This is a genomic window from Streptomyces sp. CA189 (genome assembly GCF_056428985.1).
Map to the genome: position 1 here is coordinate 42,015 of NZ_JBWJVM010000006.1, position 22,863 is coordinate 64,877.

20 protein-coding genes and 1 pseudogene are annotated in these 22,863 nt (G+C 72.9%); 8 read left to right on the forward strand and 13 right to left on the reverse strand.

Features of this window, described 5'->3' with window-relative positions; translation table 11 throughout:
• The first annotated feature begins 113 nt into the window (after positions 1-113).
• From AC061S_RS06945 to AC061S_RS06965, 5 genes and pseudogenes are all read left to right on the forward strand, one after another.
• The gene (locus tag AC061S_RS06945; RefSeq protein ID WP_478684954.1) at positions 114-713 is read left to right on the forward strand and encodes a hypothetical protein; all 600 of its coding nucleotides are present in this window, start codon (positions 114-116) and stop codon (positions 711-713) included.
• Between the two features lie 479 nt (positions 714-1,192).
• Positions 1,193-1,780 carry a DUF5819 family protein gene (locus AC061S_RS06950; protein WP_478684955.1) on the forward strand — a complete coding sequence of 196 codons (588 nt, stop codon included), beginning with the start codon at positions 1,193-1,195 and terminating at the stop codon, positions 1,778-1,780.
• A 7-nt stretch (positions 1,781-1,787) separates the two neighbouring features.
• Positions 1,788-2,978, forward strand: a complete 1,191-nt coding sequence (locus tag AC061S_RS06955) for an HTTM domain-containing protein (protein WP_478684956.1) — start codon at positions 1,788-1,790, stop codon at positions 2,976-2,978.
• 68 nt (positions 2,979-3,046) lie between these two features.
• Positions 3,047-3,094: pseudogene (locus AC061S_RS06960) on the forward strand (hypothetical protein); the annotation flags it as partial.
• A 634-nt stretch (positions 3,095-3,728) separates the two neighbouring features.
• Positions 3,729-4,427 carry a phytoene desaturase family protein gene (locus tag AC061S_RS06965; RefSeq protein ID WP_478685115.1) on the forward strand — a complete coding sequence of 233 codons (699 nt, stop codon included), beginning with the start codon at positions 3,729-3,731 and terminating at the stop codon, positions 4,425-4,427.
• 2 nt (positions 4,428-4,429) lie between these two features.
• On the opposite strand, the gene AC061S_RS06970 is transcribed toward AC061S_RS06965, so the two are convergent.
• From AC061S_RS06970 to rsmI, 6 genes are all read right to left on the reverse strand, one after another.
• On the reverse strand, positions 4,430-5,341 hold the full coding sequence (locus AC061S_RS06970; RefSeq protein ID WP_478684957.1) for a 4-(cytidine 5'-diphospho)-2-C-methyl-D-erythritol kinase: 912 nt from the start codon (positions 5,339-5,341) through the stop codon (positions 4,430-4,432).
• Positions 5,338-6,204: a 16S rRNA (adenine(1518)-N(6)/adenine(1519)-N(6))-dimethyltransferase RsmA gene (rsmA, locus tag AC061S_RS06975; RefSeq protein WP_478685104.1), complete on the reverse strand. Its 867-nt coding sequence runs from the start codon at positions 6,202-6,204 to the stop codon at positions 5,338-5,340. The genes AC061S_RS06970 and rsmA overlap by 4 nt, the downstream gene beginning before the upstream one ends.
• A 68-nt stretch (positions 6,205-6,272) precedes the next feature.
• Positions 6,273-7,487 carry a ubiquitin-like domain-containing protein gene (locus AC061S_RS06980; protein WP_478685105.1) on the reverse strand — a complete coding sequence of 405 codons (1,215 nt, stop codon included), beginning with the start codon at positions 7,485-7,487 and terminating at the stop codon, positions 6,273-6,275.
• Between the two features lie 1,006 nt (positions 7,488-8,493).
• Positions 8,494-9,372: a TatD family hydrolase gene (locus AC061S_RS06985; RefSeq protein ID WP_383956350.1), complete on the reverse strand. Its 879-nt coding sequence runs from the start codon at positions 9,370-9,372 to the stop codon at positions 8,494-8,496.
• Between the two features lie 20 nt (positions 9,373-9,392).
• The gene (locus AC061S_RS06990) at positions 9,393-9,764 is read right to left on the reverse strand and encodes a hypothetical protein (RefSeq protein ID WP_478685106.1); all 372 of its coding nucleotides are present in this window, start codon (positions 9,762-9,764) and stop codon (positions 9,393-9,395) included.
• A 292-nt stretch (positions 9,765-10,056) separates the two neighbouring features.
• Complete coding sequence (gene rsmI, locus AC061S_RS06995) at positions 10,057-10,986, reverse strand: 16S rRNA (cytidine(1402)-2'-O)-methyltransferase (protein WP_478684958.1); 930 nt, start codon at positions 10,984-10,986, stop codon at positions 10,057-10,059.
• An 88-nt stretch (positions 10,987-11,074) separates the two neighbouring features.
• Here rsmI and AC061S_RS07000 point away from each other — a divergent pair, with 88 nt between their 5' ends.
• Together AC061S_RS07000 and AC061S_RS07005 are read left to right on the forward strand one after the other, a co-directional pair.
• A complete protein-coding gene (locus tag AC061S_RS07000; protein ID WP_478684959.1) occupies positions 11,075-12,856 on the forward strand; it encodes a dolichyl-phosphate-mannose--protein mannosyltransferase in 1,782 nt (593 codons plus the stop codon).
• Between the two features lie 143 nt (positions 12,857-12,999).
• Positions 13,000-14,646 (forward strand): penicillin-binding transpeptidase domain-containing protein, encoded by a 1,647-nt coding sequence (locus AC061S_RS07005; RefSeq protein WP_478684960.1) that lies wholly within the window; start codon positions 13,000-13,002, stop codon positions 14,644-14,646.
• Between the two features lie 22 nt (positions 14,647-14,668).
• Here AC061S_RS07005 and AC061S_RS07010 read toward each other — a convergent pair whose 3' ends face one another.
• The 5 genes from AC061S_RS07010 to AC061S_RS07030 are packed head-to-tail and all read right to left on the reverse strand — an operon-like array spanning position 14,669 to position 19,017.
• A complete protein-coding gene (locus tag AC061S_RS07010) occupies positions 14,669-15,142 on the reverse strand; it encodes a YbaK/EbsC family protein (protein WP_478684961.1) in 474 nt (157 codons plus the stop codon).
• 55 nt (positions 15,143-15,197) lie between these two features.
• Complete coding sequence (locus tag AC061S_RS07015) at positions 15,198-16,388, reverse strand: serine hydrolase domain-containing protein (RefSeq protein ID WP_478684962.1); 1,191 nt, start codon at positions 16,386-16,388, stop codon at positions 15,198-15,200.
• Positions 16,389-16,416: 28 nt separating this feature from the next.
• Positions 16,417-17,199 carry an energy-coupling factor ABC transporter ATP-binding protein gene (locus AC061S_RS07020; RefSeq protein ID WP_478684963.1) on the reverse strand — a complete coding sequence of 261 codons (783 nt, stop codon included), beginning with the start codon at positions 17,197-17,199 and terminating at the stop codon, positions 16,417-16,419.
• Positions 17,187-17,948 (reverse strand): cobalt ECF transporter T component CbiQ, encoded by a 762-nt coding sequence (cbiQ, locus tag AC061S_RS07025; protein WP_478684964.1) that lies wholly within the window; start codon positions 17,946-17,948, stop codon positions 17,187-17,189. Before cbiQ ends, AC061S_RS07020 begins: the two co-directional genes overlap by 13 nt.
• A gap of 1 nt (position 17,949) precedes the next feature.
• Complete coding sequence (locus tag AC061S_RS07030; protein WP_478684965.1) at positions 17,950-19,017, reverse strand: energy-coupling factor ABC transporter permease; 1,068 nt, start codon at positions 19,015-19,017, stop codon at positions 17,950-17,952.
• Positions 19,018-19,212: 195 nt separating this feature from the next.
• Between AC061S_RS07030 and AC061S_RS07035 the strand changes: the two genes are divergently transcribed.
• Positions 19,213-19,665, forward strand: coding sequence for an SsgA family sporulation/cell division regulator (locus tag AC061S_RS07035; protein ID WP_478684966.1), 453 nt, complete (start codon positions 19,213-19,215; stop codon positions 19,663-19,665).
• 128 nt (positions 19,666-19,793) lie between these two features.
• Here AC061S_RS07035 and AC061S_RS07040 read toward each other — a convergent pair whose 3' ends face one another.
• Positions 19,794-22,001, reverse strand: a complete 2,208-nt coding sequence (locus tag AC061S_RS07040; protein WP_478684967.1) for an MMPL family transporter — start codon at positions 21,999-22,001, stop codon at positions 19,794-19,796.
• A gap of 144 nt (positions 22,002-22,145) precedes the next feature.
• A complete protein-coding gene (locus tag AC061S_RS07045; RefSeq protein ID WP_274553102.1) occupies positions 22,146-22,736 on the reverse strand; it encodes a TetR/AcrR family transcriptional regulator in 591 nt (196 codons plus the stop codon).
• Positions 22,737-22,863 lie beyond the last annotated feature (127 nt).

Genomic DNA, 22,863 nt, shown 5'->3' on the forward strand with positions numbered 1-22,863 from the left:
ATTGCTCCATTTCAGCGAGCCGGATACCGACTGCGTTACCACCTTCCTCTATTTAGCCCGGTTACGAGCGCTAGGGCGGGCCCTGAATTCCCGCCGGACGAAAGGAAATATCCATGCGGTACATCCGCAGTCTGCTCATCGCCGTTTCGGTGGGCGCCCTGTCTCTGGGCACGGTCACCGCATCCCAGGCCACGAACGAGGCGCCCACCAGGACCGCGCACACGCAGCGTGACGGCGTCGACCACGACGGCAAGGGCAAGGGCGGACCGAGCCACGTCGTCGACCACTCGAAGTACAACCTCGACCACAGCTGCAAGGGCGGCACCTTCGGGTACTGCACCCAGAAGGTGAACTTCGCTCCCGTCCTGGTCGGCCCCATCGACCTCACCACGGGTCTGATCGGCCTCATCGGCGGACCGACCACGGGCGGCCCCACCACCGCTGGTCCCACCACGGCTGGTCCCACCACCGCCGGACCCACCACGGCCGGACCCACCACCGCCGGTCCCACCACGGCCGGACCCACCACCGCCGGTCCCGGCACCACCACCACGCCTCCGCCGCCCGCCCAGTGGTGCTCGCCGGGCTATTGGAAGAACCACTACCCCGAGGCCTGGGGCCCGACCGGCTTCACCGGGAACGAGCTCTACAGCACCATCTTCGGCGCGGCGCCCCCCGGTCGAACCTCGGCGAGGCCCAGAACGCTCCGGTAGACCCGAGCATCCTCGTCGCGGTCTCGAACCCGCAGTGGTACGGCGGCGGGCCGGCGAACAATGTGGCCGACCTGCTGAGCGACGCCCACCCGGATATCAACTACCAGGGCGAGCGCGTGCAGAACAGCTGCCCGCTCAGCTAATTTCGACCTGCATTCCCCCGGGTAATTCCGCTGGAAATAGGACCGCCGTCAACCGACTTCGTCGTCCCCGTCCTTTAGCGGACCGCATCGGGGGATGTGGCTCGTACGGCAGGCCACCGTACGAGCCACACACCAGAAGGAGCAGCATGCGAGCATCCAGCGAAACCGGTGGCGACCGCACGGCGGACGCGGAACCCCTGACGCACGGCGCGAGGGACCTGCCCGCGCCCCGTACGGGCGACGGCGCGGACCCGCCCTGCGACGATCCCGGGCCCCGGCCCCGACACCGGCGACGGCACGACCCCGCGGCTGTCCCGGTGGTCCGTCGGCGCGCTGGTGACGACCGCGTTCGTCCTCGCGGGCGCCGTGCTGGTCCATCTGGCCATGATCTTTCTGAGTCTCGCCCCCTACAACGTGCTCGCCAAGGAGCACAGGGGGCTGATCGACTCGTACGTACAGCCGGAGTTCGGCCAGGACTGGAAGCTGTTCGCGCCGAACCCGATGCAGCGCAACGACGCCGTCGGAGTACGGGTGCACACCGTGGGCGCCGACGGCGGCCAGCACCTCTCGGACTGGATCAACCTCACGGACCAGGACGTCGAGGAGACCAAGCACAACGTGGCGCCCAGCCACGTGAACCAGAACATGCTGCGCCGCGCCTGGGACTCCTACGTGAACACGCACAGCATGAGGGAACGCCACAAGGGCGTGCGCGGCGAGATCACCGCCAACTACCTCAAGCGCATCGCGCTGCAGCGCCTGGGCCGGGAATGGGAGGGCGAGCGGATCACCGCCCTTCAGGTGGCCGGCCGTTTCACGAACGTGGCGCCCCCGGCATGGAGCACGGAGACGCCGTCGGACACCACCAACTACCGGATGCTGCCCTGGTGGTCGGTGACCGACCAGGACTACAGGGGGCTGTGAGTTGAGCTTGACCACGACACGGATCAGGGCGGGGCTGGTCGAGCACTGCTCCCGGATCGCGCCGCTCGTCCGCACCACCCGCGCCCCCTACCAGGCCGCCGTCTTCCGCATCGGGATGGCGGCGGTCATCTTCGTCTTCCTCGTCCGGGAATGGCCCCACCGCCGCGTGCTGTGGGGCGACCGCAGTCCGCTGTCCCACGACATGGCCCGCACGCTCACCCGGGAGGACGGCGCCGCCTTCACCGTCCTCGACTGGAGCGCGGGGCACCTGTGGTTCGAGACGGTCTACACGCTGACGATCGTGGCGGCGCTGGCCGTCATGGCCGGCTGGCGGACCCGGACCATGTCGGTGCTCCTCATGATCGGCGTGATGTCCCTGGAGAACCACAACGGGCTCGTCGGTTACGGCGGCGACAACATCATCCGCATCATGGTCGTCTACATGGTCTTCACCCGCTGCGCCCGGGTCTGGTCGCTGGACGCCCGCCGCGAACGCGCGCACGGGAAGAACCGTCCCACCGCACACGACGCCACCGGCATCGCCCTGTGGGTGCTCTCGGGCGTCCTCCTGGCCTTCATGTGCGCGTTCCCCGCCGGGGCCTGGCCGGCCGTCCTGTTCGCGCTGTGGGCCGTTCACGGGCTCTGGTACGCCGTCCGGTACCGCTTCCCGGAGCACGAGCTGCGTTCCGTACTGGACGCGGCCGCCTCGATGCTGCACAACAGCGCGATGCTGGTGATCGCGGCGCAGGTGTGCCTGATCTACGCCACGGCCGGCTGGTACAAGATCCAGGGAACGCGCTGGCAGGAGGGCAGCGCCCTGTACTACGCCCTGCACCTCGACTACTTCATGCCGTGGCCCTGGCTGTCCGCGACCCTGGCCGCGAACGCGGTGATGGTGCTGCTGCTGAGCTACGGAACGGTCATGGTCCAGGTGGCGTTCCCCTTCACCCTCGCCAACCGGCGGGTGAAGAACGTGCTCCTGGTGGTCATGATCCTGGAGCACCTGGGCATCGCGGTCCTCCTCGGCATCCCCTTCCTGTCGCTGACCATGGTCGTCTGCGACGCGGTCTTCCTGCCCACCGCCTTCCTGATCAGGCTCGGCGGCTGGTGCACACGGCGCGCGCGGCACCAGAGCGGCCCGCGCCACCAGGACGGCCCGCGGCCCCGGATCCTCGTCTCCGCGGCGGGGGCGCCGTGACGGATGCCGTCGTGGTCGGCTCCGGCCCCAACGGCCTGGCCGCGGCGCTCACCCTCGCGCGGGCCGGGATGTCGGTCGAGGTCTTCGCCGCCCACGCGAGCGCGGGCGGCGGCCTGCGCACCGAGTCCCTGTTCGACTCCGAGGTGGTGCACGACCTCTGTGCGGCCGTGCACCCCATGGCCCCCGTCTCCCCCTTCATGCGCTCCCTCGGGCTGGCGGAGCACGGCGTGCGCCTGCTGCACTCGCCCGCCGCCTACGCCCATCCGCTGCTGGGCGGGCCCGCGGCGATCGCCTGGCGCGACCTCGACGCCACCTGCGCGGATCTGGCCGGGGACGGAGCGCGGTGGCAGCGCCTGATGGGACCGCTGACGGAGCACACGTCCGCCGTGGCGCAGGCGATGCTGTCCACCTGCCGGAGCCTGCCGCCGCTGGCCGCCGTGCGGGTGCTCGCACCGCGCCTGCCGGTCCACACCCTGCGGCTCGGCGGGAACCTGCGCACCCCGCAGGGCAGGGCCCTCCTCGCGGGAGTGGCGGCCCACGGAATCGGGCGGCTGCCCTCGCCGGCCACCGCCGCGGTGGCCCTGCTGCTGGGGCACCTCGCCCACAGCAGCGGCTGGCCCGTACCCGAAGGCGGATCGGGGGCGATCGCCGCGGTGATGACGGCCCGGATTCGAGGAGCTGGGCGGGCGCATCCACACCGGGACCCGCATCGACGACCTGCGCGACCTGCCCCGCTCCCGGCGCATCACCATGCTCGACGTCTCCCCCCGGGAGCTGGCCCGGATCGCGCCCCTGCCCGAGCGGTACCGCCGCAGGCTGTCGCGCTACCGGTACGGGCCGGGGGCCGCGAAGGCGGACTTCCTCATCCAGGGCCCGATCCCGTGGACCGACCCCCGCGTCTCGGGAGCGGCCACCATCCACCTCGGCGGAACGCACGGGACGGCCGCGCAGCTCGCGGAGGCGGAATCGGCCGCGGCGAAGGGCGTCCGCACCGAGCGCCCGTTCGTGATCGTGGTCGATCCGGCGGCCGCCGACCCCGGGCGGGCCGTTCGCGGGCGGCGTCCCGTGTGGGCCTACGCCCACGTCCCGAACGGGGACACCCGCGACCCCCTCGACCTGATCAGCGCGCAGATCGAGGCGCACGCACCCGGGTTCCGCGACACGGTCATCGCCGCGCGCGGCCTCTCCGCCGCCCAGCTCGGCCGCTACAACGCGAACTACGTCGGCGGTGACATCGGTTCGGGCGCCATGACCCTGCGCCAGACACTGGCCCGTCCCGTGGCCCAGTGGAACCCGTACCAGGTCCCCCTTCCCGGGACCTGGCTGTGCTCCGCGGCGACTCCCCCGGGCCCCTCGGTCCACGGCATGTGCGGGTACCACGCGGCCACCGCCGCCCTACGGGAACACACGGCAGGGCGGCGAAGCGTCGCGGAGCCGTCCCTGCCGTAGGCCTACGGCCTCAGGCCCGGCAGTACCGTCGCGCCCGGGGCCGGGCTCGTGGCCGTGTGCGTGCTGCGGCAGGTGCCCGAGGCGTCCAGCGCGGCCGCCACCTTCACCGCCGACTCCGCGTCGCGGACCAGGAAGGCCGTCGTCGGACCCGAGCCGGACACCAGCGCGGCCAGCGCCCCGGCCTCCGTACCCGCCGCGAGGGTGTCGGCGAGCGACGGCCGCAGCGAAAGGGCAGCGGGCTGGAGCCCGTTGGCCAGGGTGGCGGCCAGCTCGGCCGGGTCCCCGGAGGCCAGCGCCGCGAGGAGCGCCGGGGAGGCCTCCGGTACGGGCACGTCCGTGCCGGCGGTGAGCCGGTCGAACTCGCGGAACACCGCCGGGGTGGAGAGGCCTCCGTCGGCCACCGCGAACACCCAGTGGAAGGTGCCGGCCGGCACCGGGGTCAGGATCTCCCCGCGCCCGGTGCCCAGCGCCGCCCCGCCGACCAGGCTGAACGGCACGTCGCTGCCCAGCTCGGCGCAGATGGCCAGGAGTTCCCGGACCGGGGTCTTCAGGCCCCACAGGGCGTCGCAGGCGACCAGGGCGGCCGCCCCGTCGGCGCTGCCGCCCGCCATGCCGCCCGCCACCGGGATCCGCTTCTCGATGTGCAGGTGGACGTCGGGGCTCAGCCCGGCCCGCTCGGCCAGGATCTCCGCCGCCCGGGCCACGAGGTTGGTGCGGTCGAGCGGCACCTTGTCGGCGTCCGGGCCGGCGCAGGTCACGGTCAGCGCGTCGGCGGCGGTCGCGGTGACCTCGTCGTGGAGCGAGACGGCCAGGAAGACGTTCGCCAGGTCGTGGAAGCCGTCCGGCCGGGCGGCGCCCACCGCCAGCTGGACGTTGACCTTCGCGGGGACCCGTACGGTGATCTTCTCGGTCACAGCGCGGGCCTCTCCGCAGCGGGCTTGTGTTCGGCGATCGCCGCGAACTCCTCGACGGTGAGGGATTCTCCGCGGGCCTGCGGGGAGACGCCGGCGGCGACCAGCGCCGCCTCGGCGCCCGCCGCCGACCCGGCCCAGCCGGACAGCGCCGCGCGCAGCGTCTTGCGGCGCTGCGCGAAGGCCGCGTCGACGACCGCGAAGACCTCGGCCTGGGTGGCGGTGGTCTTCACCGGCTCGGCCCGGCGCACCAGCGAGACCAGCCCGGAGTCCACGTTCGGCGCGGGCCAGAACACGTTGCGGCCGATGGAGCCGGCCCGCTTGACGTCCGCGTACCAGTTGGCCTTGACGGAGGGGACTCCGTAGACCTTGTTCCCGGGCTTGGCGGCGAGCCGGTCGGCGACCTCGGCCTGCACCATGACCAGCGTGCGCTCGATGCTCGGGAAGCGGCTGAGCATGGTGAGCAGGACCGGCACGGCCACGTTGTAGGGCAGGTTCGCGACGAGCGCGGTGGGCGGCGGCCCGGGCAGCTCCTTGACCAGCATCGCGTCCGAGTGGACCAGTGCGAAGCGGTCCTTGCGCTCCGGCATCCGCGCCTCGATGGTGGCGGGCAGCGCGGCGGCCAGGATGTCGTCGATCTCGACGGCGACGACCCGGTCGGCTGCCTCCAGCAGTGCCAGCGTCAGCGAGCCCAGCCCGGGCCCGACCTCGACGACCACATCGTCCGGCCGGACCCCGGCGGTGCGCACGATGCGGCGCACCGTGTTGGCGTCGATGACGAAGTTCTGGCCCTTCTGCTTCGTCGGCCGTACGCCGAGTACGGCGGCCAGCTCCCGGATGTCGGCCGCCCCGAGGAGGGCCGACATCTCGGGCGGGGAGGTCTCGGACGGGGAAGTCTCCGACGCGGAGGTTTCGGGCTGCTGCTCTGCGGTGCTCACCGATAAAGGGTACGGCCGCAGTGTGGCCAGGGACTCGCCCCCCGCTGTACGTAGAGCTTCTTGGCGCGGTACGTCTGTTCCGGGGCCGGAGCGTCCTGTGGACGGCCGCTGCCGCCGAGGGCCTGCCAGGTCTGTACGTCGAACTGGTAGAGCCCCCCGTACGTCCCCGAGGGGTCCGTGGCGCCGGGCCGGCCGCCCGACTCGCAGCGGGCCAGCGCACCCCAGTCCAGGCCGTCCGCGCCCTGCACGGAGGTCGGCAGCGGCTTGGTGCCGACCTTGACGAGCTGGCCCACCGGCTCGCGGACGATCTCCTCGGCGACCCGGCGGGGCTTCTGCCGGACCCCGTTGACGGTGCGCAGGCTGTACGTGACCCTGCGCGCTCCGGGCCGGCCCGAGCGCTCGACGACTTCGGTGCCGGCGAAGAGGGTGGAGTCCTTGACCCGCTCGGTCGCGTACGGGATGCGTTCCTCGCGGATCTCCCGGGTGCCGGTGATGCGGAGCACGGTGACGGTCTGGCCGTCGCGCGGGAAGGAGCCGGCGGGCACGGAGGTGGTGTCCTGGCCGTGGAGGGTGATCCCGGCTTCATCGAGGGCCTCCTGGACGGTGGCGGCGTTGGTGCGGATCGCCCGCTCGCGGCCGTCGGCCATGAAGGTGATGCTGCGTTCGGTGCGGACGGCGAGGGCCAGGCCGGTCCGGGGGACGGGGGCGGTGCGGGGTGCGGAGAGGTAGGCGCCCTCGGCGCGGATGCCGAACTGGCGCAGCGCGCCGTCCACGGTGCGGGCGGTGGTCCACACCTCGCGCCGCTGTCCGTCGAGGGTCAGGCTCAGCGGGCGGCCGTAGCGCAGGACGATCTCGTCCCCGTCGTCCAGGGCCTCCGCTCCGGCCGGGGCGACCAGGTCGTGGGGGCCGATGCCGAGTCCTTCGGCGGCGAGCAGCTCGTCCACGTCGTCGGCGAAGGTGTGCAGGGTCCGCGGGACTCCGTCGACGGTGAGGCGCACGGCCTTGTCCGCGGCGACGAAGGCGGTGGTGCCGCCCGCCAGGAACGCGACGACCAGGGCCTGCGGCACGATGCGCCGCCAGGTGTCCCGGGGCGCGGGGGCGGCGCTCCGGCGCCGCCGGGGACCGGGGGCGGGGCCGGTGCCCGGGCCTGATCCGATGCCGGGGCCGGGGCCAGGGCCAGGGCCGCTGCCGGGGCCGGTCGGTGCGGGCACCGTGCCGAGTCCGCCCCTGCGCCGCCCGGTCCCCGCGGGGGCCGGTCCGGCCTGGGCAGGGGCGGTGTCCGGGGGCGCCGCCGGCGCGCTGCGACGACGACGGCCGGTGGCCGGGGCTTCCGGCTCGGGGGCGAGGTCCGGAGCGAGGGCCGCGGCGGGGCCGGCGGCCGGGGCCGCTGCGGGGGCCGCTACCGGGGCGGGCGTCCGGCCGCGTGCCCGGCGGCCCGCTCCGGGCTCGGCGGCCGCCCGTCGGCGCCCGCCGCCCCGCGGCGCGGGCACCCCGGGCTCCGGGTGCGGGCTCGGGGAGCGGTACGGGTCCGGGTCCGGGCCCGTACGGGGGCTCGGGTACGGACCCGGGTAAGGCCCCGGCTCGGCGTCCGGGCCCGGTCCCGCCGCCCCCGAGCCCCGGAACGGATCGAGGTCGAGGTCCAGGGCCAGGCCCGAGTACGGGTACGGGTACGGGTCCCGATGAGGCCCGGGGTCGGCGTCCGGGCCCGGATCCGCCGCCCTCCGACCCGGGTACGAGCCCGCGTCCGGGCCCGGGTAGGGGTCCAGGGCCGGACCTGCGCCCGGGTACGAGGCCGGGTCCGGGCCCGCGTAAGGGTCCTGGTCCCGGTCCGCGTAAGGGTCCTGGTCCGGGCCCGCGTACGAGCCCGGGTCCGGGCCCGAGTAAGGGTCCTGGTCCGGGCCCGCGTAAGGGTCCTGGTCCCGGTCCGCGTAAGGGTCCGAGTAAGGGTCCGGGTCCCCGTCCGCGCCCAGGCCCGGGAACGGGTCCCGGTCCGGGTGGGGCACCGGTTCCGCGGTCGGGTCCGGGGCCACGGCCCACGGGTCGCGTCCACCGGCCGGCCAGGCCACATCGCTCATCGCGCTCGCTCCACTGGTCCGTCCGGCTGCTTCGGGCACGGCACCCTAACGGAGCGGCCGTCACGCTACAAAGCGGGACGGCTACGGAACGTGGCGAACGGGTGAGCGCGGTCGCGACGGCCCGGCGGGCCCCGCTCCGCCCTCAGTAGGCGAAGGCGCGAGCCGTGTTGGCCGCCAGCGCCGTCGCCATGGCGTCCTCGTCGATGCCGCGGACCGCGGCCATGGCCCGTACGGTCAGCGGAATGAGGTACGGGGCGTTGGGCCGTCCGCGGTACGGGGCCGGGGTGAGGTACGGGGCGTCCGTCTCCACGAGCACCAGCTCCAGCGGGGCCACGGCGAGGGCTTCGCGCAGCGGCGCCGCATTCTTGAAGGTGACGGTCCCGGCGAAGGACATGTAGTAGCCGGCGGCGGCGCACTCCCGCGCCATCTCCGCGTCGCCGGAGTAGCAGTGGAAGACGGTCCGCTCGGGGGCGCCCTCCTCGCGCAGGACGCGCAGCACGTCCGCGTGCGCCTCGCGGTCGTGGATGACCAGGGCCTTGCCCTGCCGCTTCGCGATCTCGATGTGCGCGCGGAAGGAACGCTCCTGCGCGGCCATGCCCTCCGGGCCGGTGCGGAAGTAGTCGAGTCCGGTCTCGCCGACCGCCTTCACGTGCGCGAGGGCGGCCAGGGCCTCGATCTCGGCGAGCGCGTCGTCGAGCGCGGCCTCGCCGCCGCCCGTGCGGGCGCCCTGCCGCGACCAGCCGTCGGGGTCGCCGTGCACGATCCGCGGGGCTTCGTTGGGGTGCAGGGCCACGGCCGCGTGGACGTTCTCGTACGCGGCGGCGGTCTCGGCGGCCCAGCGGGAGCCCTTCACGTCGCAGCCCACCTGGACGACGGTGGTCACCCCGACGGAGGCGGCCTTGGCCAGGCCCTCCTCGACGGTGCCGGACTGCATGTCCAGGTGGGTGTGGGAGTCCGCGACTGCCACCCGGAGCGGTTCGGGCAGCGGGGGCGGCGCGTCGTTCGGCGTACTACGGCTCATACGGCCGATCTTATGACCGGCTATGGCCGGCGGAAGAACCCCAGCAGCCGGGCCATCAGCCCGGGCCGTTCCACATGGACCGGGCCGGGGGCGTCGTGCAGGGCCGCCTTGCGGGGCTTCGGGGTCCTCTCGGTGTACCCGGCGGGCACCGGGCCGGCGATCCCCGGGGCGGCGCGGTGGTGGTAGAGCTGGTCGAGCATGCCGATGACCGACTTGACCTGGCCCTCCCGCATGATCCGCACCACGTGCCCGCCGCAGTTCATGCAGGTCGGGTTGGACAGGGGGGAGGGGACCCGCTCGCCGTCCGCCGTATAGACGATGAACGGCAGGCCCCGGCCGTCGGTGTGGTGCTCGATCTCGTATCCCTGCTCCCAGCCGTATCCGCACTTCATGCACGCGAAGGAGTACGCCTCGTGCACGGTCGGCACGGCCGCGGGAAGGGGGTCCGCCGGGACGGCCGGTGCGGCGACCGTTGAAGTGACGGGTCCGGCGGACGGGGGTCGGGGTTCGGCGATCTCACTCATGCCAGCTCCTCTTGTTCCACTGCTGCCATTGCCAGTGGACGCCTCTTCGGGCGGGAGCGCATCAGGCCCTGTCTAGTGTTGGACGGTCCTTGGGCGAGTCATGCCCAAAGCGCCCGGTGCGCGGTCTGAGCTTTGCTTTTCAGGTTAGCCCTTTACCGTCTCACGGCGACTTTTGTGCCGCGTTCTTTGCCGCGACGACCGCGTCGAACACCTCGCGCTTGGGTACCCCGGCCTCGGCCGCGACCGCCGCGATGGCCTCCTTGCGCCGCTCGCCCGCCTCCTCGCGCACCCGGACCCGGTTCACCAGCTCCTCGGCGTCCACATCGCCGGGGGCCGCGGCCGGGGCGCCCTCGACGACCACGGTGATCTCCCCGCGCACGCCTTCGGCGGCCCAGGCGGCCAGCTCGCCGAGCCCGCCGCGCTTGACCTCCTCGTAGGTCTTGGTCAGCTCGCGGCAGACGGCGGCGCGCCGGTCGGCGCCGAAGACCTCGGCCATGGCGGCCAGGGTGTCGTCGAGCCGGTGCGGGGCCTCGAAGTAGACGAGGGTGCGGCGTTCGGCGGCGAGCTCGCGGAGCTTGCCGAGGCGCTCGCCGGCCTTGCGCGGCAGGAAGCCCTCGAAGCAGAAGCGGTCCACCGGCAGCCCGGAGAGGGCGAGCGCGGTGAGAACGGCGGAGGGCCCGGGTACGGCCGTGACCTTGATGTCCTTCTCCACGGCGGCGGCGACGAGCCGGTAGCCGGGGTCGGAGACCGAGGGCATGCCGGCGTCCGTCACCAGCAGGACGCGCTTGCCGGCCTCCAGGGCCTCGACCAGTTCGGGGGTGCGCGCGGACTCGTTGCCCTCGAAGTACGACAGGACGCGCCCGGTGGTGTACACGCCGAGCCCCTGCGTCAGCCTGCGCAGCCGCCGGGTGTCCTCGGCGGCGATCACGTCGGCCCGCTCCAGCTCGGAGGCGAGCCGCGGCGGGGCGTCGGCGAGGTCGCCGATGGGGGTCCCGGCGAGGACGAGGACGCCCGCCCCGTGCCCGTCGGAGGAGGCCGTGGCGGGGGCCGGGGAGGGGGCTTCGGCGGAGCGGGGCTGGTCAGTGGTCACCGCCCCATCCTCTCAGCCGCCCCAACCGCCGCGCCCCACACTCCCGTCCCCCTGGGTCCGGCACAGGGTCGTTCCCTACGATGTGCCGGTGACCAGTACCGCGACGCCGCCGCCCAGCCCTGCGGGGGCCCCGCCCGCCACCGAGGCCGGGCCCGGCCCGGACCCAGCCGACCAGCCGTCCGCCTGGCTGCGCCGGCTGCGCGGCTTCGGCTACGCACCGCCCGCCGGGTCGAAGCGGCAGTCGGACGTCCGCACCCGCCTGGTGCCGCCGTACGCGCGGCCGTCCGCGCAGCTGTGGGCGCAGCTCGGGGTCGGGCCGGCCGCGGCGGAGCGCTGGGAGCGGGTGCTGGCGTGGGCCGGGCCGCTGCTGGTGGCGCTGGTCGCCGGGGTGCTGCGGTTCGCCCATCTGGGCAGCCCGAAGGCGGTGATATTCGACGAGACGTACTACGCCAAGGACGCCTGGGCCACGATCAAGCAGGGCTACGAGGCGAGCTGGCCCAAGGACATCGACAAGTCGATCCTCGCCAACCCCGACGGGGTCCCCCTCCCGCTGGACCCGGGCTACGTGGTGCACCCTCCGGTCGGCAAATGGGTGATCGGCCTGGGCGAGTTGATGTTCGGCTTCGATCCGTTCGGCTGGCGGTTCATGACCGCGCTGCTCGGCACCCTGTCCGTGCTGATGCTGTGCCGGATCGGCCGGCGGCTGTTCCGCTCGACCTTCCTGGGCTGCCTGGCCGGGCTCCTGCTGGCGGTGGACGGGCTGCACCTGGTGATGAGCCGGACCGCGCTGCTCGACCTGGTGCTGATGTTCTTCGTCCTGGGCGCCTTCGGCTCGCTGGTGATCGACCGGGACAAGGTGCGGGAGCGGCTCGCGGCGGCGCTCCCGGTGGACGAGGAGGGGCGGACCCGCCCGGACGCCCGGATCGCGGAGACGCTCAAGCTGGGCTGGCGCCCGTACCGGATCCTGGCCGGCGTCTGCCTGGGCCTGGCCTTCGGCACGAAGTGGAACGGCCTGATCGTGCTGGCCTTCTTCGGCGTGCTGATGGTCCTGTGGGACGTGGCCGCGCGCCGCACGGCGGGCGCGGGCACCCCGTACGCCGCGATGATGCGCCACGACAACTGGCCCGGGTTCCTCTCCCTCTTCCCCGTGGCGGTCTCCGTCTACGTGGCCTCGTGGCTCGGCTGGATCCTCTCCCCCGACAACGGCAAGGGCGGCTACTTCCGCGACTGGGCCGCCAAGAACGACCAGAACAGCTCGTGGTCCTTCCTGCCGGAGTGGCTGCGGAGCCTGTGGCACTACGAGACGGAGGTCTACAAGTTCCACGTGGGCCTGACCTCGGGCCACACCTACGAGTCGAACCCGTGGAGCTGGCTGGTCCTGGGCCGCCCCGTCTCGTACTTCTACGAGTCCCCCGCACCCGGCACCAACGGCTGCCCGGCGACGGAGACGGCCAAGTGCGCGCGCGAGGTGCTGGCGCTCGGCACGCCGCTGCTGTGGTGGGCGGGCTGCTTCGCGCTGCTGTACGTGCTGTGGCGGTGGTTCTTCCGCCGCGACTGGCGGGCGGGCGCGATCGCGTGCGCGCTGGGCGCGGGCCTGCTGCCCTGGTTCAACTACCAGGAGCGGACCATCTTCTTCTTCTACGCGGTGGTCTTCGTCCCGTACCTGTGCCTGGCGGTGGCCATGATGATCGGCGCCCTCCTGGGCCCGGCCGGCTCCTCGGAACGCCGGCGCGCCCTGGGCGCGGTGGCGGCGGGCGTGCTGGTGCTCCTGATCGTGTGGAACTTCATCTATTTCTGGCCGATCTACACGGGCCAGACCATCCCGATGGATTCCTGGCAGAACCGCATGTGGCTGGACACCTGGGTCTAGGAGGGCCTGTGTGAGCCTGATCAAGCTCCGGTAACAAACCCCGGGACCGCGCGTCTGTTCGACGTAAGGTCTACTCCACGGGCTCCTTGAACGCGTTCAGTGTTCATCGACGGGGGCCGCGGACGACGGGGACGGGGACAGGAATGAACGGGGCGGCAAAGGGCACCATCGTCGGCGGGGTGTTCCTCGCGATGCTGGGCGGGGCCGGGTACGGGGTGTTCGCGCTGGTGGGGGACGCCGGCGAGGGCGACGCGAAGAGCACGAGCGCGACCGGCCCGGCGGTGCCCGCCAAGGGCAGCGGGCCGGTCAGCGACAAGGACGCCGCGGCGACCGCCAAGGCGTTCTTCGCCGCGTGGACGGCCGGGGACGCCCGGGCGGGGGCCGATCTGACGAACAACCCGGCGGAGGCGCAGGTCGCCCTCGGCGATCTCACGGCCAGGGCCTACGTGTCCAAGGTCGCGGTCACCCCCGGCACCCAGACCGGGACCACGGTGGCGTACTCCGTCGCTGCGGAGGTCACCTACGAGGGGGTCACCAAGCCACTCGCCTACGAGTCCAAGCTGACCGTGGTCCGCGGCAACACCACCGGGCTGCCGCTCGTCGACTGGCAGCCCTCGGTGCTCCACCCGGAGCTCCAGAAGGGCGAGAAGCTGCGCGCCGGCACCCCGGCCAACCCGCCGGTCAAGGCCGTCGACCGCAAGGGCAGGGAGCTGACGGCCGAGAAGTACCCGTCGCTGCGCCCGGTGCTCGACAGCCTGCGCAAGACGTACGGGGAGCGGCTGGGCGGCAAGGTCGGCGCCGAGCTGTGGATCGAGCCGGTCGCCCAGGAGGCCCCCCGGCGGACCCTGCTGACGCTGGTCGAGGGGAAGGCGGGGGAGATCGAGACCGTACTGGACGCGGACGTCCAGGCGGCGGCCGAGCAGGCGGTCCTGAAGTTCCCGCAGGCGTCGGTGGTGGCCGTCCAGCCGAGCACCGGGAACATCCTGGCCATCGCCGACCACCGCGGGGACGGCTTCCCCGCGTCCCTCAGCGGAGCCCGCGCACCCGGCTCCACGATGAAGATCGTGACCGGCGCGATGCTCCTGGACCGGGGTCTGGTGGCGGCGGACAAGGTCGCCGAGTGCCCGGCGGAGGTGACGTGGGAGGGCAAGCCCTTCAGGAACCTGAAGGGGTTCAAGCTCGACGGCGAGACCTTCGCGACGAGCTTCGCCCAGTCCTGCAACACCGCCTTCATCAAGCAGATCAAGCCGGTCGGCGACAACGACGCGCTCCCGAAGGAGGCCCGTGAGGTCTTCGGCATCGGCGCGGGCATCGAGTGGAAGGTCGGCGTGCCCACCGTCGACGGCAAGGTCCCGGACGCGACCGGTCCGGCCGCGGCCGCCGCGTACATCGGCCAGGGCCAGATCCAGATGAACCCGCTGACGATGGCCTCGATCACGGCGACCGCCCGGACCGGTGTGTTCCGCCAGCCGGTCGTCGTCAAAGCCTCGCTGGACGGCCGCAAGCTCGCGAAGGCCACCCGGACGATGAAGCCCTCGGTGGCGGCGCAGCTGGTGCGGATGATGAAGCTGACGGCCACCGCGGGCACGGGCCAGGGTGCGATGTCCGCGGTCCGCGGCTCCGACAAGGGCGCGAAGACCGGCTCGGCGGAGGTCGACGGGGCGCAGAACCCGGACAGCTGGTTCACCGGCTTCAGCGGCGACGTGGCGGCCGCCGCGATGGTCGAGGGCGGCGGCCACGGCGGAGACGCGGCGGGCCCGATCGTGGCGGCCGTCCTGAACGCGGGCTGACCGGCGGGAGGCCCGGCCCCGCTCAGCGCTCCCGTACGTCGGCCAGGGCGGCCCCCGCGTGCCGGATCAGCTCGCGCGGATCCATCGGGAACACACTGTGCGGGGTCCCCGCGGCCGCCCAGACCACCTCGTGGGCCAGCAGGGAGCGGTCCGCGAGGACCCGGGTGCGCGTGCGGTGGCCGAAGGGCGGGACCCCGCCGATGGCGTAGCCCGTGGTCTCCCGGACCAGGGCCGCGTCCGCCCGGGTGACGGCGCCCGCGCCGAGCTCGCGGCGCACCGCCTCCACGTCCACCCGGGAGGCCCCGTCCATGAGGACGAGCACGGGGACCCCGTCGGCCGCGAAGATCAGCGACTTCACGATCTGGCTGAGCTCGCAGCCGATCGCGGCGGCCGCGTCGGCGGCGGTCCGGGTGCCGTCGGGGAAGCTCCGTACGTCGGGCTCCAGCCCCAGTGCGGCGAGGGCTTCGGCGAAGAGGGGATGCGCGGTGGTCGTCATGGGGGCACGCTAGCGCTCCCCGCACCGGCCTCGCGACGTCCTTTCGCGGACCCGGCTACAGCGCCGAGCGCAGGGCCCGGACCAGGGCCTGGGCGCGCGGGTCGGCGGTGACCGACTTGGCGAGGGCGTTGGTGACGTAGCCGAAGCCGATCCCCGCCTCCGGGTCGGCGAAGGCCAGCGAGCCGCCGCGGCCGGGGTGCCCGAAGGAGGCCGGGGACAGCAACGGGGAGGCCGGGCCGTGCAGCATGTAGCCGGGGCCGAAGCGGGTGTTGACCACCAGGACGCGGTCCGGTCCGGACGAGAGCTCACGGCCGGCGAGTGCGGTGGTGGCCGGGGTGAAGATCCGTGCCCCGTCCTCCACCACGCCGATGGTGGCCGCGTAGAACCGGGCCAGGGCGCGGGCCGTGCCGATGCCCGCGGAGGCCGGCAGCTCGGCCGCCCGGTAGGCGGGGTCGTTCTCGTCGGGCAGCGGGTCGATGGCCGCGAAGGCGCGGCGGGTGAGGGAGTGCGGGTCGGCGTAGGCCTCGGAGACGTTGCGCCGCGGCCGGGTCCTGAGCAGGCCCGCGCTCTCCGGCGGATCGACCGGCGCCACCCGGCCCACCCGGTGGGCCTCGGTCTCCGGCAGGCCGATCCAGAAGTCGATGCCCAGCGGCTCCGCTATCTCCTCGGCCAGGATGGAGCCCAGCGAGCGGCCGGTCGCCCGCAGCACCAGCTCGGACAGCAGCCAGCTGAAGGTCTGCGCGTGGTAGCCGTGCTCGGTGCCCGGCTCCCAGAAGGCCTGCTGGGCGGCGACCGCGCGCGGTCCGGTGACCCCGTCGGCGGCCTCGGCCGCGGTCAGCCCGCGGTCCAGGGCCGGGACCCCTGCGCGGTGGGCGAGCAGATCGCGGACCCGGGTGCGCTCCTTGCCGCCCGCCTTGAACTCCGGCCAGTACGAGCCCACCGGCGCGTCCAGGTCGAGCAGTCCGCGCTGCTGGAGCAGCAGCGGTACGGCGGCGGCCACGCCCTTGGTCGCGGAGCGGACGAGCTGCGCGGTGTCCTCGGCCCAGGGCTCCGCACCGTCGCCGCCGTCCGCGTCGGCGTCCCCGCCGCCGTCCGCGTCCTTGGTGCCGGCCCAGAGGTCCACGACCTTGCGCCCGTCGCGGTACACGGCCACCGCCGCGCCCCGGTCCCCGAGCACCTGGAAGTTGCGTACGAACGCGTCCCTGACGGGCTCGAAGCCCTCCGCCACCACACCCTTGATGTCCACGGGGTGTGCAACAACCTCCGACCGGCGCTTATGCCACCGTTACGGAGCGCGGGTCGAAGCCGAAGGGCAGCTCCAGCCGGTGCGCCCGCATCAGCTCCTCGTCGCACAGCACGTCCTGGGTCCTGCCGTCCGCCACGATGGTGCCTTCGCTGAGGATCACCGCGCGCGGGCAGAGCTCCAGCGCGTAGGGCAGGTCGTGGGTCACCATCAGCACGGTCACGTCCAGCGAGCGCAGGATGTCCGCGAGCTCGCGGCGCGAGGCCGGGTCCAGGTTGGAGGACGGCTCGTCCAGTACGAGGATCTCGGGCCGCATGGCCAGTACGGTCGCCACCGCGACCCGGCGGCGCTGCCCGAAGGACAGGTGGTGCGGGGGGCGGTCCGCGAAGGCGGCCATCCCGACCTGCTCCAGGGCCTCCCGGACCCGTTCCTCCAGCTCGGCGCCGCGCATTCCGCCGGCGGCCGGGCCGAAGGCCACGTCCTCCCGGACGGTCGGCATGAAGAGCTGGTCGTCCGGGTCCTGGAAGACGATGCCGACCCGGCGGCGGACCTCGGCGAGGTTGCGCTTCTCCACGGGCAGGCCGGCCACGGTCACGGAGCCGACGCCGCCGGTCAGGATGCCGTTGAGGTGCAGCACCAGGGTGGTCTTGCCGGCGCCGTTGGGCCCGAGCAGCGCCACCCGCTCCCCGCGCCCGACGGAGAGGTCGACTCCGAAGAGGGCCTGGTGGCCGTCGGGGTAGGCGTAGGCGAGGCCGGCGACTTCCAGCGAGGGCGGGGTGGGGGCCGGGGCCGGGGCTGCGTTCACAGGGTCCATCCGATCAGACAGACGGCGAGCGCCGTCACCGGGAGTGCGGCCGCGTACGCCCACTGCGTGCCGGTGGCCGCCACCTCGTCGATCACCGGCATGGAGCCGGCGTAGCCGCGGCTGACCATCGCGAGGTAGACCCGCTCGCCGCGCTCGTAGGAGCGGATGAACAGGGCTCCGGCGGTCTTCGCGAGGACCCCCCAGTGCCGGATCCCGCGCGCCTCGAAGCCGCGGGAGCGCCGGGCGATGGACATCCGGCGCAGCTCGTCGCTGATGACGTCCCCGTACCGGATCATGAAGGAGGCGATCTGGACGAGCAGCGGCGGCAGCTTGAGCCTCTGGAGGCCCAGCAGCAGGGCCCGCAGCTCCGTGGTGGAGGCGAGGAGTACGGACGCGGCCACGCCGAGGGTGCCCTTGGCCAGGACGTTCCAGGCGCCCCAGAGGCCGGAGATGCTGAGCGACATGCCCAGGACCTCCACCCGCTCGCCCTGGGCCACGAAGGGCATCAGGACGGCGAAGGCCACGAAGGGCACCTCGATCAGGAGCCGGCGCAGCAGGAAGCCGGCCGGGATCCGGGCCACGGCCGCGGCCGCCGCGATGAGGACGGCGTACAGGCCGAAGGCCCACACCTCTTCGCGCGGTGTGGACACGACGACGATGACGAAGCCGAAGGTCGCGGCGAGTTTGCAGTGCGGCGGCAGGCCGTGGACCGGGGAGTTCCCGGGCCGGTAGAGCTTGTGGGCGTGGCCCGCGCCCATGTCAGGCGGCCGGTACGGCCGTGGAGGCGGCCGTCAGGTCGGCACTGCGGCGGCGGCGCACGGTCCAGAACACGCCGGTGCCGACCGCGACGGTCGCGCCCACGCCGATGATTCCGGCGAGGCCGCCGGAGAGGCGGGCGTCGGAGACGTCCTTGACGCCGTAGTCGGCGAGCGGGGAGCCGGCGGCCGCGTGCTCGGTAACCTTCTGGTCGATGCCGTTGTCGGCGGCGACCTTCTCCAGTCCGTCGGGGCTGGCGGAGGCGTAGAAGGAGACGAAGCCGGCCAGGGCCAGCGCGGCGACCAGGCCGGTGATCCACACGGGCTTCGTGGAACGGGCCGCGACCGGCACGGCGGCGGGGGCGGGAGCGGGAGCGGCCGGGGCGTCGACCAGTTCGCCGCCGACGCGCAGCTTCAGCGGGGCGGACAGGCCGCGGGCGCCGTGGACGAGGTCGGGGCGGACGGCGATCACGGCGCCGACGGTGGCGGCGGTGATGACGGCCTCGCCGATGCCGATGAGGACGTGGACTCCGACCATGGCCCCGAACACCTTGACCAGCGGGACGTCGGTGGTGCCGCCGACGGCGAAGAGGAGGGTGAAGAAGGCGGCCGAGGCGGGCACGGAGAGCAGGGCTCCGGCGAAGGCGGCGACGGTGACCGAGCGGCGGCTGTCGGGCAGCAGCTTGACCAGCCCGCGGAAGACGGCGTAGGCGACGACCACGGTGACGACGCCCATGGTGACGATGTTGACGCCGAGGGCGGTCAGGCCGCCGTCGGCGAACAGGAGGCCCTGCATGAGCAGGACCACGGACACGCACAGCACACCCGTGTAGGGGCCGACGAGGATCGCGGCCAGCGCGCCTCCCAGCAGGTGGCCGCTTGTTCCGGCGGCGACGGGGAAGTTGAGCATCTGGACGGCGAAGATGAAGGCGGCGACGAGGCCGGCGAGGGGCGCGGTGCGCTCGTCGAGCTCCCGGCGGGCGCCGCGGAGGCTGACCGCCACGGCTCCGGCGGCGGCGACACCTGCGGCAATGGAGACGGGGGCATCGATGAAGCCGTCGGGCACATGCATGGTTCTGCTCCGCTTCCTGCGGTCCGGCGAACGGTCCGTTGACCTGACAAAATCTTTAACCGTTCAAGAATAGGGCCTTCTTGCGAACGCTTGGCAAGAGCGGTGGCGTCACAAATAGCTCCGCGCGGATTCGTGGGAATGTGCGAGGCTGGGGGCAATACGGACGCAAATGTTCCGATTCGAGGAGTCTTGTCGATGTCAGCCGCCGCCGAGAATCCATCCGCAGGTGCCACCGCGACCCGGGCCGCGACCGCCACGACCCCCCTCATCGAGGCCCCCTTCACCGAGGCCCCGTTCATCGAGGAACGTGTGCGCGCCCGAGTGATCACCGACGACCCGCTCTACCGGGCCATCCCGGTCGCCCTGCGCTTCGTCCCCGACGAGCCGCTGGCCGTACGGATCGTGTTCCCCGCCGACCTCTCCCCCGAGGGCACCGACAACGAGTGGGTCTTCCCCCGCGCCCTCCTGGAGGCCGGCCTCCAGGCCCCGACCGGGACCGGGGACGTACGCGTCTGGCCCTGCGGGCGCGTCCAGGCCGTCGTCGAGTTCCACTCCCCGGAGGGCGTCGCGGTGGTCCAGTTCGACATCGCCGCCCTGCGCCGCTTCCTGCGCCGGACGTACGCACCCGCGCCCGCGGCCACCCGTTAGGCCCAGCCGGGCCCGCCCGATCCGGACGTCCTGTGCCCGGCCCGGCCCGGGCGCACGGGAACGGCCCCGCACCTTTCGGTGCGGGGCCGTTCTGCGTGCGTGGTGCGTGCGTGGCGCCGACCCGCGGGTCAGACGTTGGCCAGCTCGCGGTCCTTGTCGGGACCGGAGCCGTCCGAGGACTCCCCGAGGTGCTTGCGCAGGCTCTCGCCCTCCACGTCCACGTTCGGCAGGATCCGGTCGAGCCACTTCGGCAGCCACCAGGCCTTGTGGCCGAGCAGTGCGAGGACGGCCGGGACGATGGTCATGCGGACGACGAAGGCGTCGAAGAAGACGGCGATGGCCAGCGCGAAGCCGATCATCTTCACCATCTGGTCGCTCGCGCCCATGAAGCCGGAGAACACCGCGATCATGATGACCGCCGCGGCCACGACCACCCGGGCGCTGTACTGGAACCCGGTGACGACGGCCTGGCCCGGCCGCTCCCCGTGGACGTACGCCTCACGCATGCGGGTGACCAGGAAGACCTCGTAGTCCATGGCCAGGCCGAAGACCACGCCGACCATGAAGATCGGCATCATCGACATGATCGGGCCGGTCTGCTCCACCCCGAAGAGCGAGCCCAGCCAGCCCCACTGGAAGACCGCCACGACGGCGCCGAGGGCGGCGACCACCGAGAGCAGGAAGCCGAGGGCCGCCTTGAGCGGGACCAGGATCGAGCGGAAGACGAGCATCAGCAGCAGGAAGGCGAGGCCGACGACGAGTGCCAGGTAGGGCAGCAGCGCGTCGTTCATCTTCTGCGAGAAGTCGATGTTCATCGCGGTCGCGCCGGTGACGAACACCTTGCCGCTGTCGCTGCCCTCGCGGATCTCGCGGACCAGGTCCTCGGTCGCCACGGAGGACGGACGGTCCTTCGGGACGACCGTGATGACGGCCGCGTCCTTGGCCTCGTTCTGCATGGCCGGCATGACGGCGGCCACGCCGTTCAGGCCCTTGATCCGCTCGACCGTCTGGTCGGCGAGCGCCTTGTCCCCGTCCACGACGACCATCAGCGGGCCGTTGAAGCCGGGGCCGAAGCCCTCGGAGAGCAGGTCGTACGCCTGGCGCTGGGTGGTGGACACCGGCTGGGCGCCGTCGTCGGGCAGGCCCATCTCCAGCTTGCTCGCCGGGATGGCGACGATGCCGAGGCCGATCACGCCCGCGAGCAGCACCATGACGGGGCGGCGCAGGATGAAGCGGGCCCAGCGGGTGCCGCCGTTGGGCTTGGCCTCGGCGCCTTCGGCGGCCGCCTTGCCCTTGCCGAGGAAGCGGGACTTCGTCCCGGCGGGCAGCACCTTCTTGCCGGCGAATCCGAGCATGGCCGGGACCAGCGTCAGGGCGACGAGGACGGCGATGACCACGGTGCCGGCGGCGGCGAAGCCCATCTTGCTGAGCATCGGGATGTTGACGACGGCCAGGCCCACGAGAGCGATGACCACGGTCAGACCGGCGAAGACCACGGCGGAACCTGCGGTTCCGACGGCCCGTCCGGCGGCCTCGTCGCGCTCACGGCCCTCGGCGAGCTCCGCGCGGTAGCGGGAGACGATGAAGAGGGCGTAGTCGATGCCGACCGCGAGGCCGATCATCATCGCGAGGGTGGAGGTGGTGGTGCCGAGGTCCAGCACGTTGGCGAGAGCGGTGATGGAGGAGATGCCGATGCCCACGCCGATGAGCGCGGTCAGCAGCGGCAGCCCGGCGGCGATGAGCGAGCCGAAGGTGATGACGAGGACGATCGCGGCGATCGCGATGCCGATGATCTCGCCGGAGCCCGTCTCGGGGGCGGCCTGCAGGGCGTCGCCGCCGATCTGGACGTTCAGGCCGCCGGCCTTGGCGGCCGTGGTGGACTCCGTGATGGCCTCACGGGTGGCGTGGGTCAGCTCCATGCCGCTGACCTTGTACTTGACGCTCACGTAGGCGGTGGAGCCGTCCTCGCTGACGGCCTTGGCCTCGTACGGGCTGGTGACCGAGGAGATCTGGTCCTTGCCCGGACCGTCCTTCAGCTCGCTGACGATCTTCTCGACCTGGGGCTTGACCGCCTCGGAGTCGACCTTCTCGCCGGCCGGGGCCTTGATCACGATGCGGGCGGTGGCGCCGTCGGCGGCCATCCCCGGGAAGCGCTGGTCCAGCAGGTCGAAGGCCCTCTGGGCCTCCGTGCCGGGTATGGAGAAAGAGCCTGAGGTGGGTGTGGACGCGGTTGCCGCGCCGAAGCCGGCGACGAACAGCAGCGCCACCCAGACGAGGGCGACGAATCGGCGGCGCCGGAAGGCACCTCTGCCGAGTCGGTAAAGGAAGGTGGCCACGTCGGTGGTTCTCCCGTTCGGGTCGTGGGATGGATCAGGGCATGGAATGCCGTTCCGACGACGAGAGCGGCGTGTCAGGAGAGGCAGGAATCGAGCGCGGGGACAGCGCGGGCGGGCGGCTGCCGGGTGAGCAGCCGGGCAGGATCAGACGCCGAGGGCGGGGAAGACCACGGCGTCGATGAAATCACCGAGGAAGGTCCGGTCGACGGACCGGTCCTCGATGAGCGGAAGGGCGATGAACGCCCCGATGAGCATGTGCGGCACGAAGGCCAGGGCCGGACAGTCCGGAGCGATCTCGCCCCGGTCCACCGCCCTTTGCAGCATCTCTTGCAGACCGTTGATCTCCGGATCGACCAGCAGGTCCCGCAGTGCCTTGTGGAGCTCGGGGCTCTCGTGCACCGCGTGGGTCAGGCCCCGCATCAGCGCGGTGTCCTTCGCCATCTGGGCGTCGTCGGAGTTCTCGATCATGACCCCGAAGTCCCCGCGGATGCTGCCCGTGTCGATCTCCCGGAGGGAGACCGGCTGGGTGCAGCGCAGGGCCTTCGCGACCAGCTCGGGCTTGCTCCCCCACTGGCGGTAGAGGGTGGCCTTGCTGGACTTCGTACGGGCGGCGACCGCGTCCATGGTCAGCGCCTCGTAGCCGACTTCGCGCAGGAGGTCGAGGACCGCCCCGTGGAGTTCGGCTTCCCGCTCGGGGGTGATCCGGCTGCGACGCGACATGACCTCTTCGACCATCTCGGCATCTCCTCCCGACCTTGCCCAACCGAACGAAACCGTTTCGTACGGATCGACCATACCCCGGCACCAAACGAAACGAAACCGTTCCGTTTCGCTTAGCGGGTGGTGTCGGTCACACCCCGGC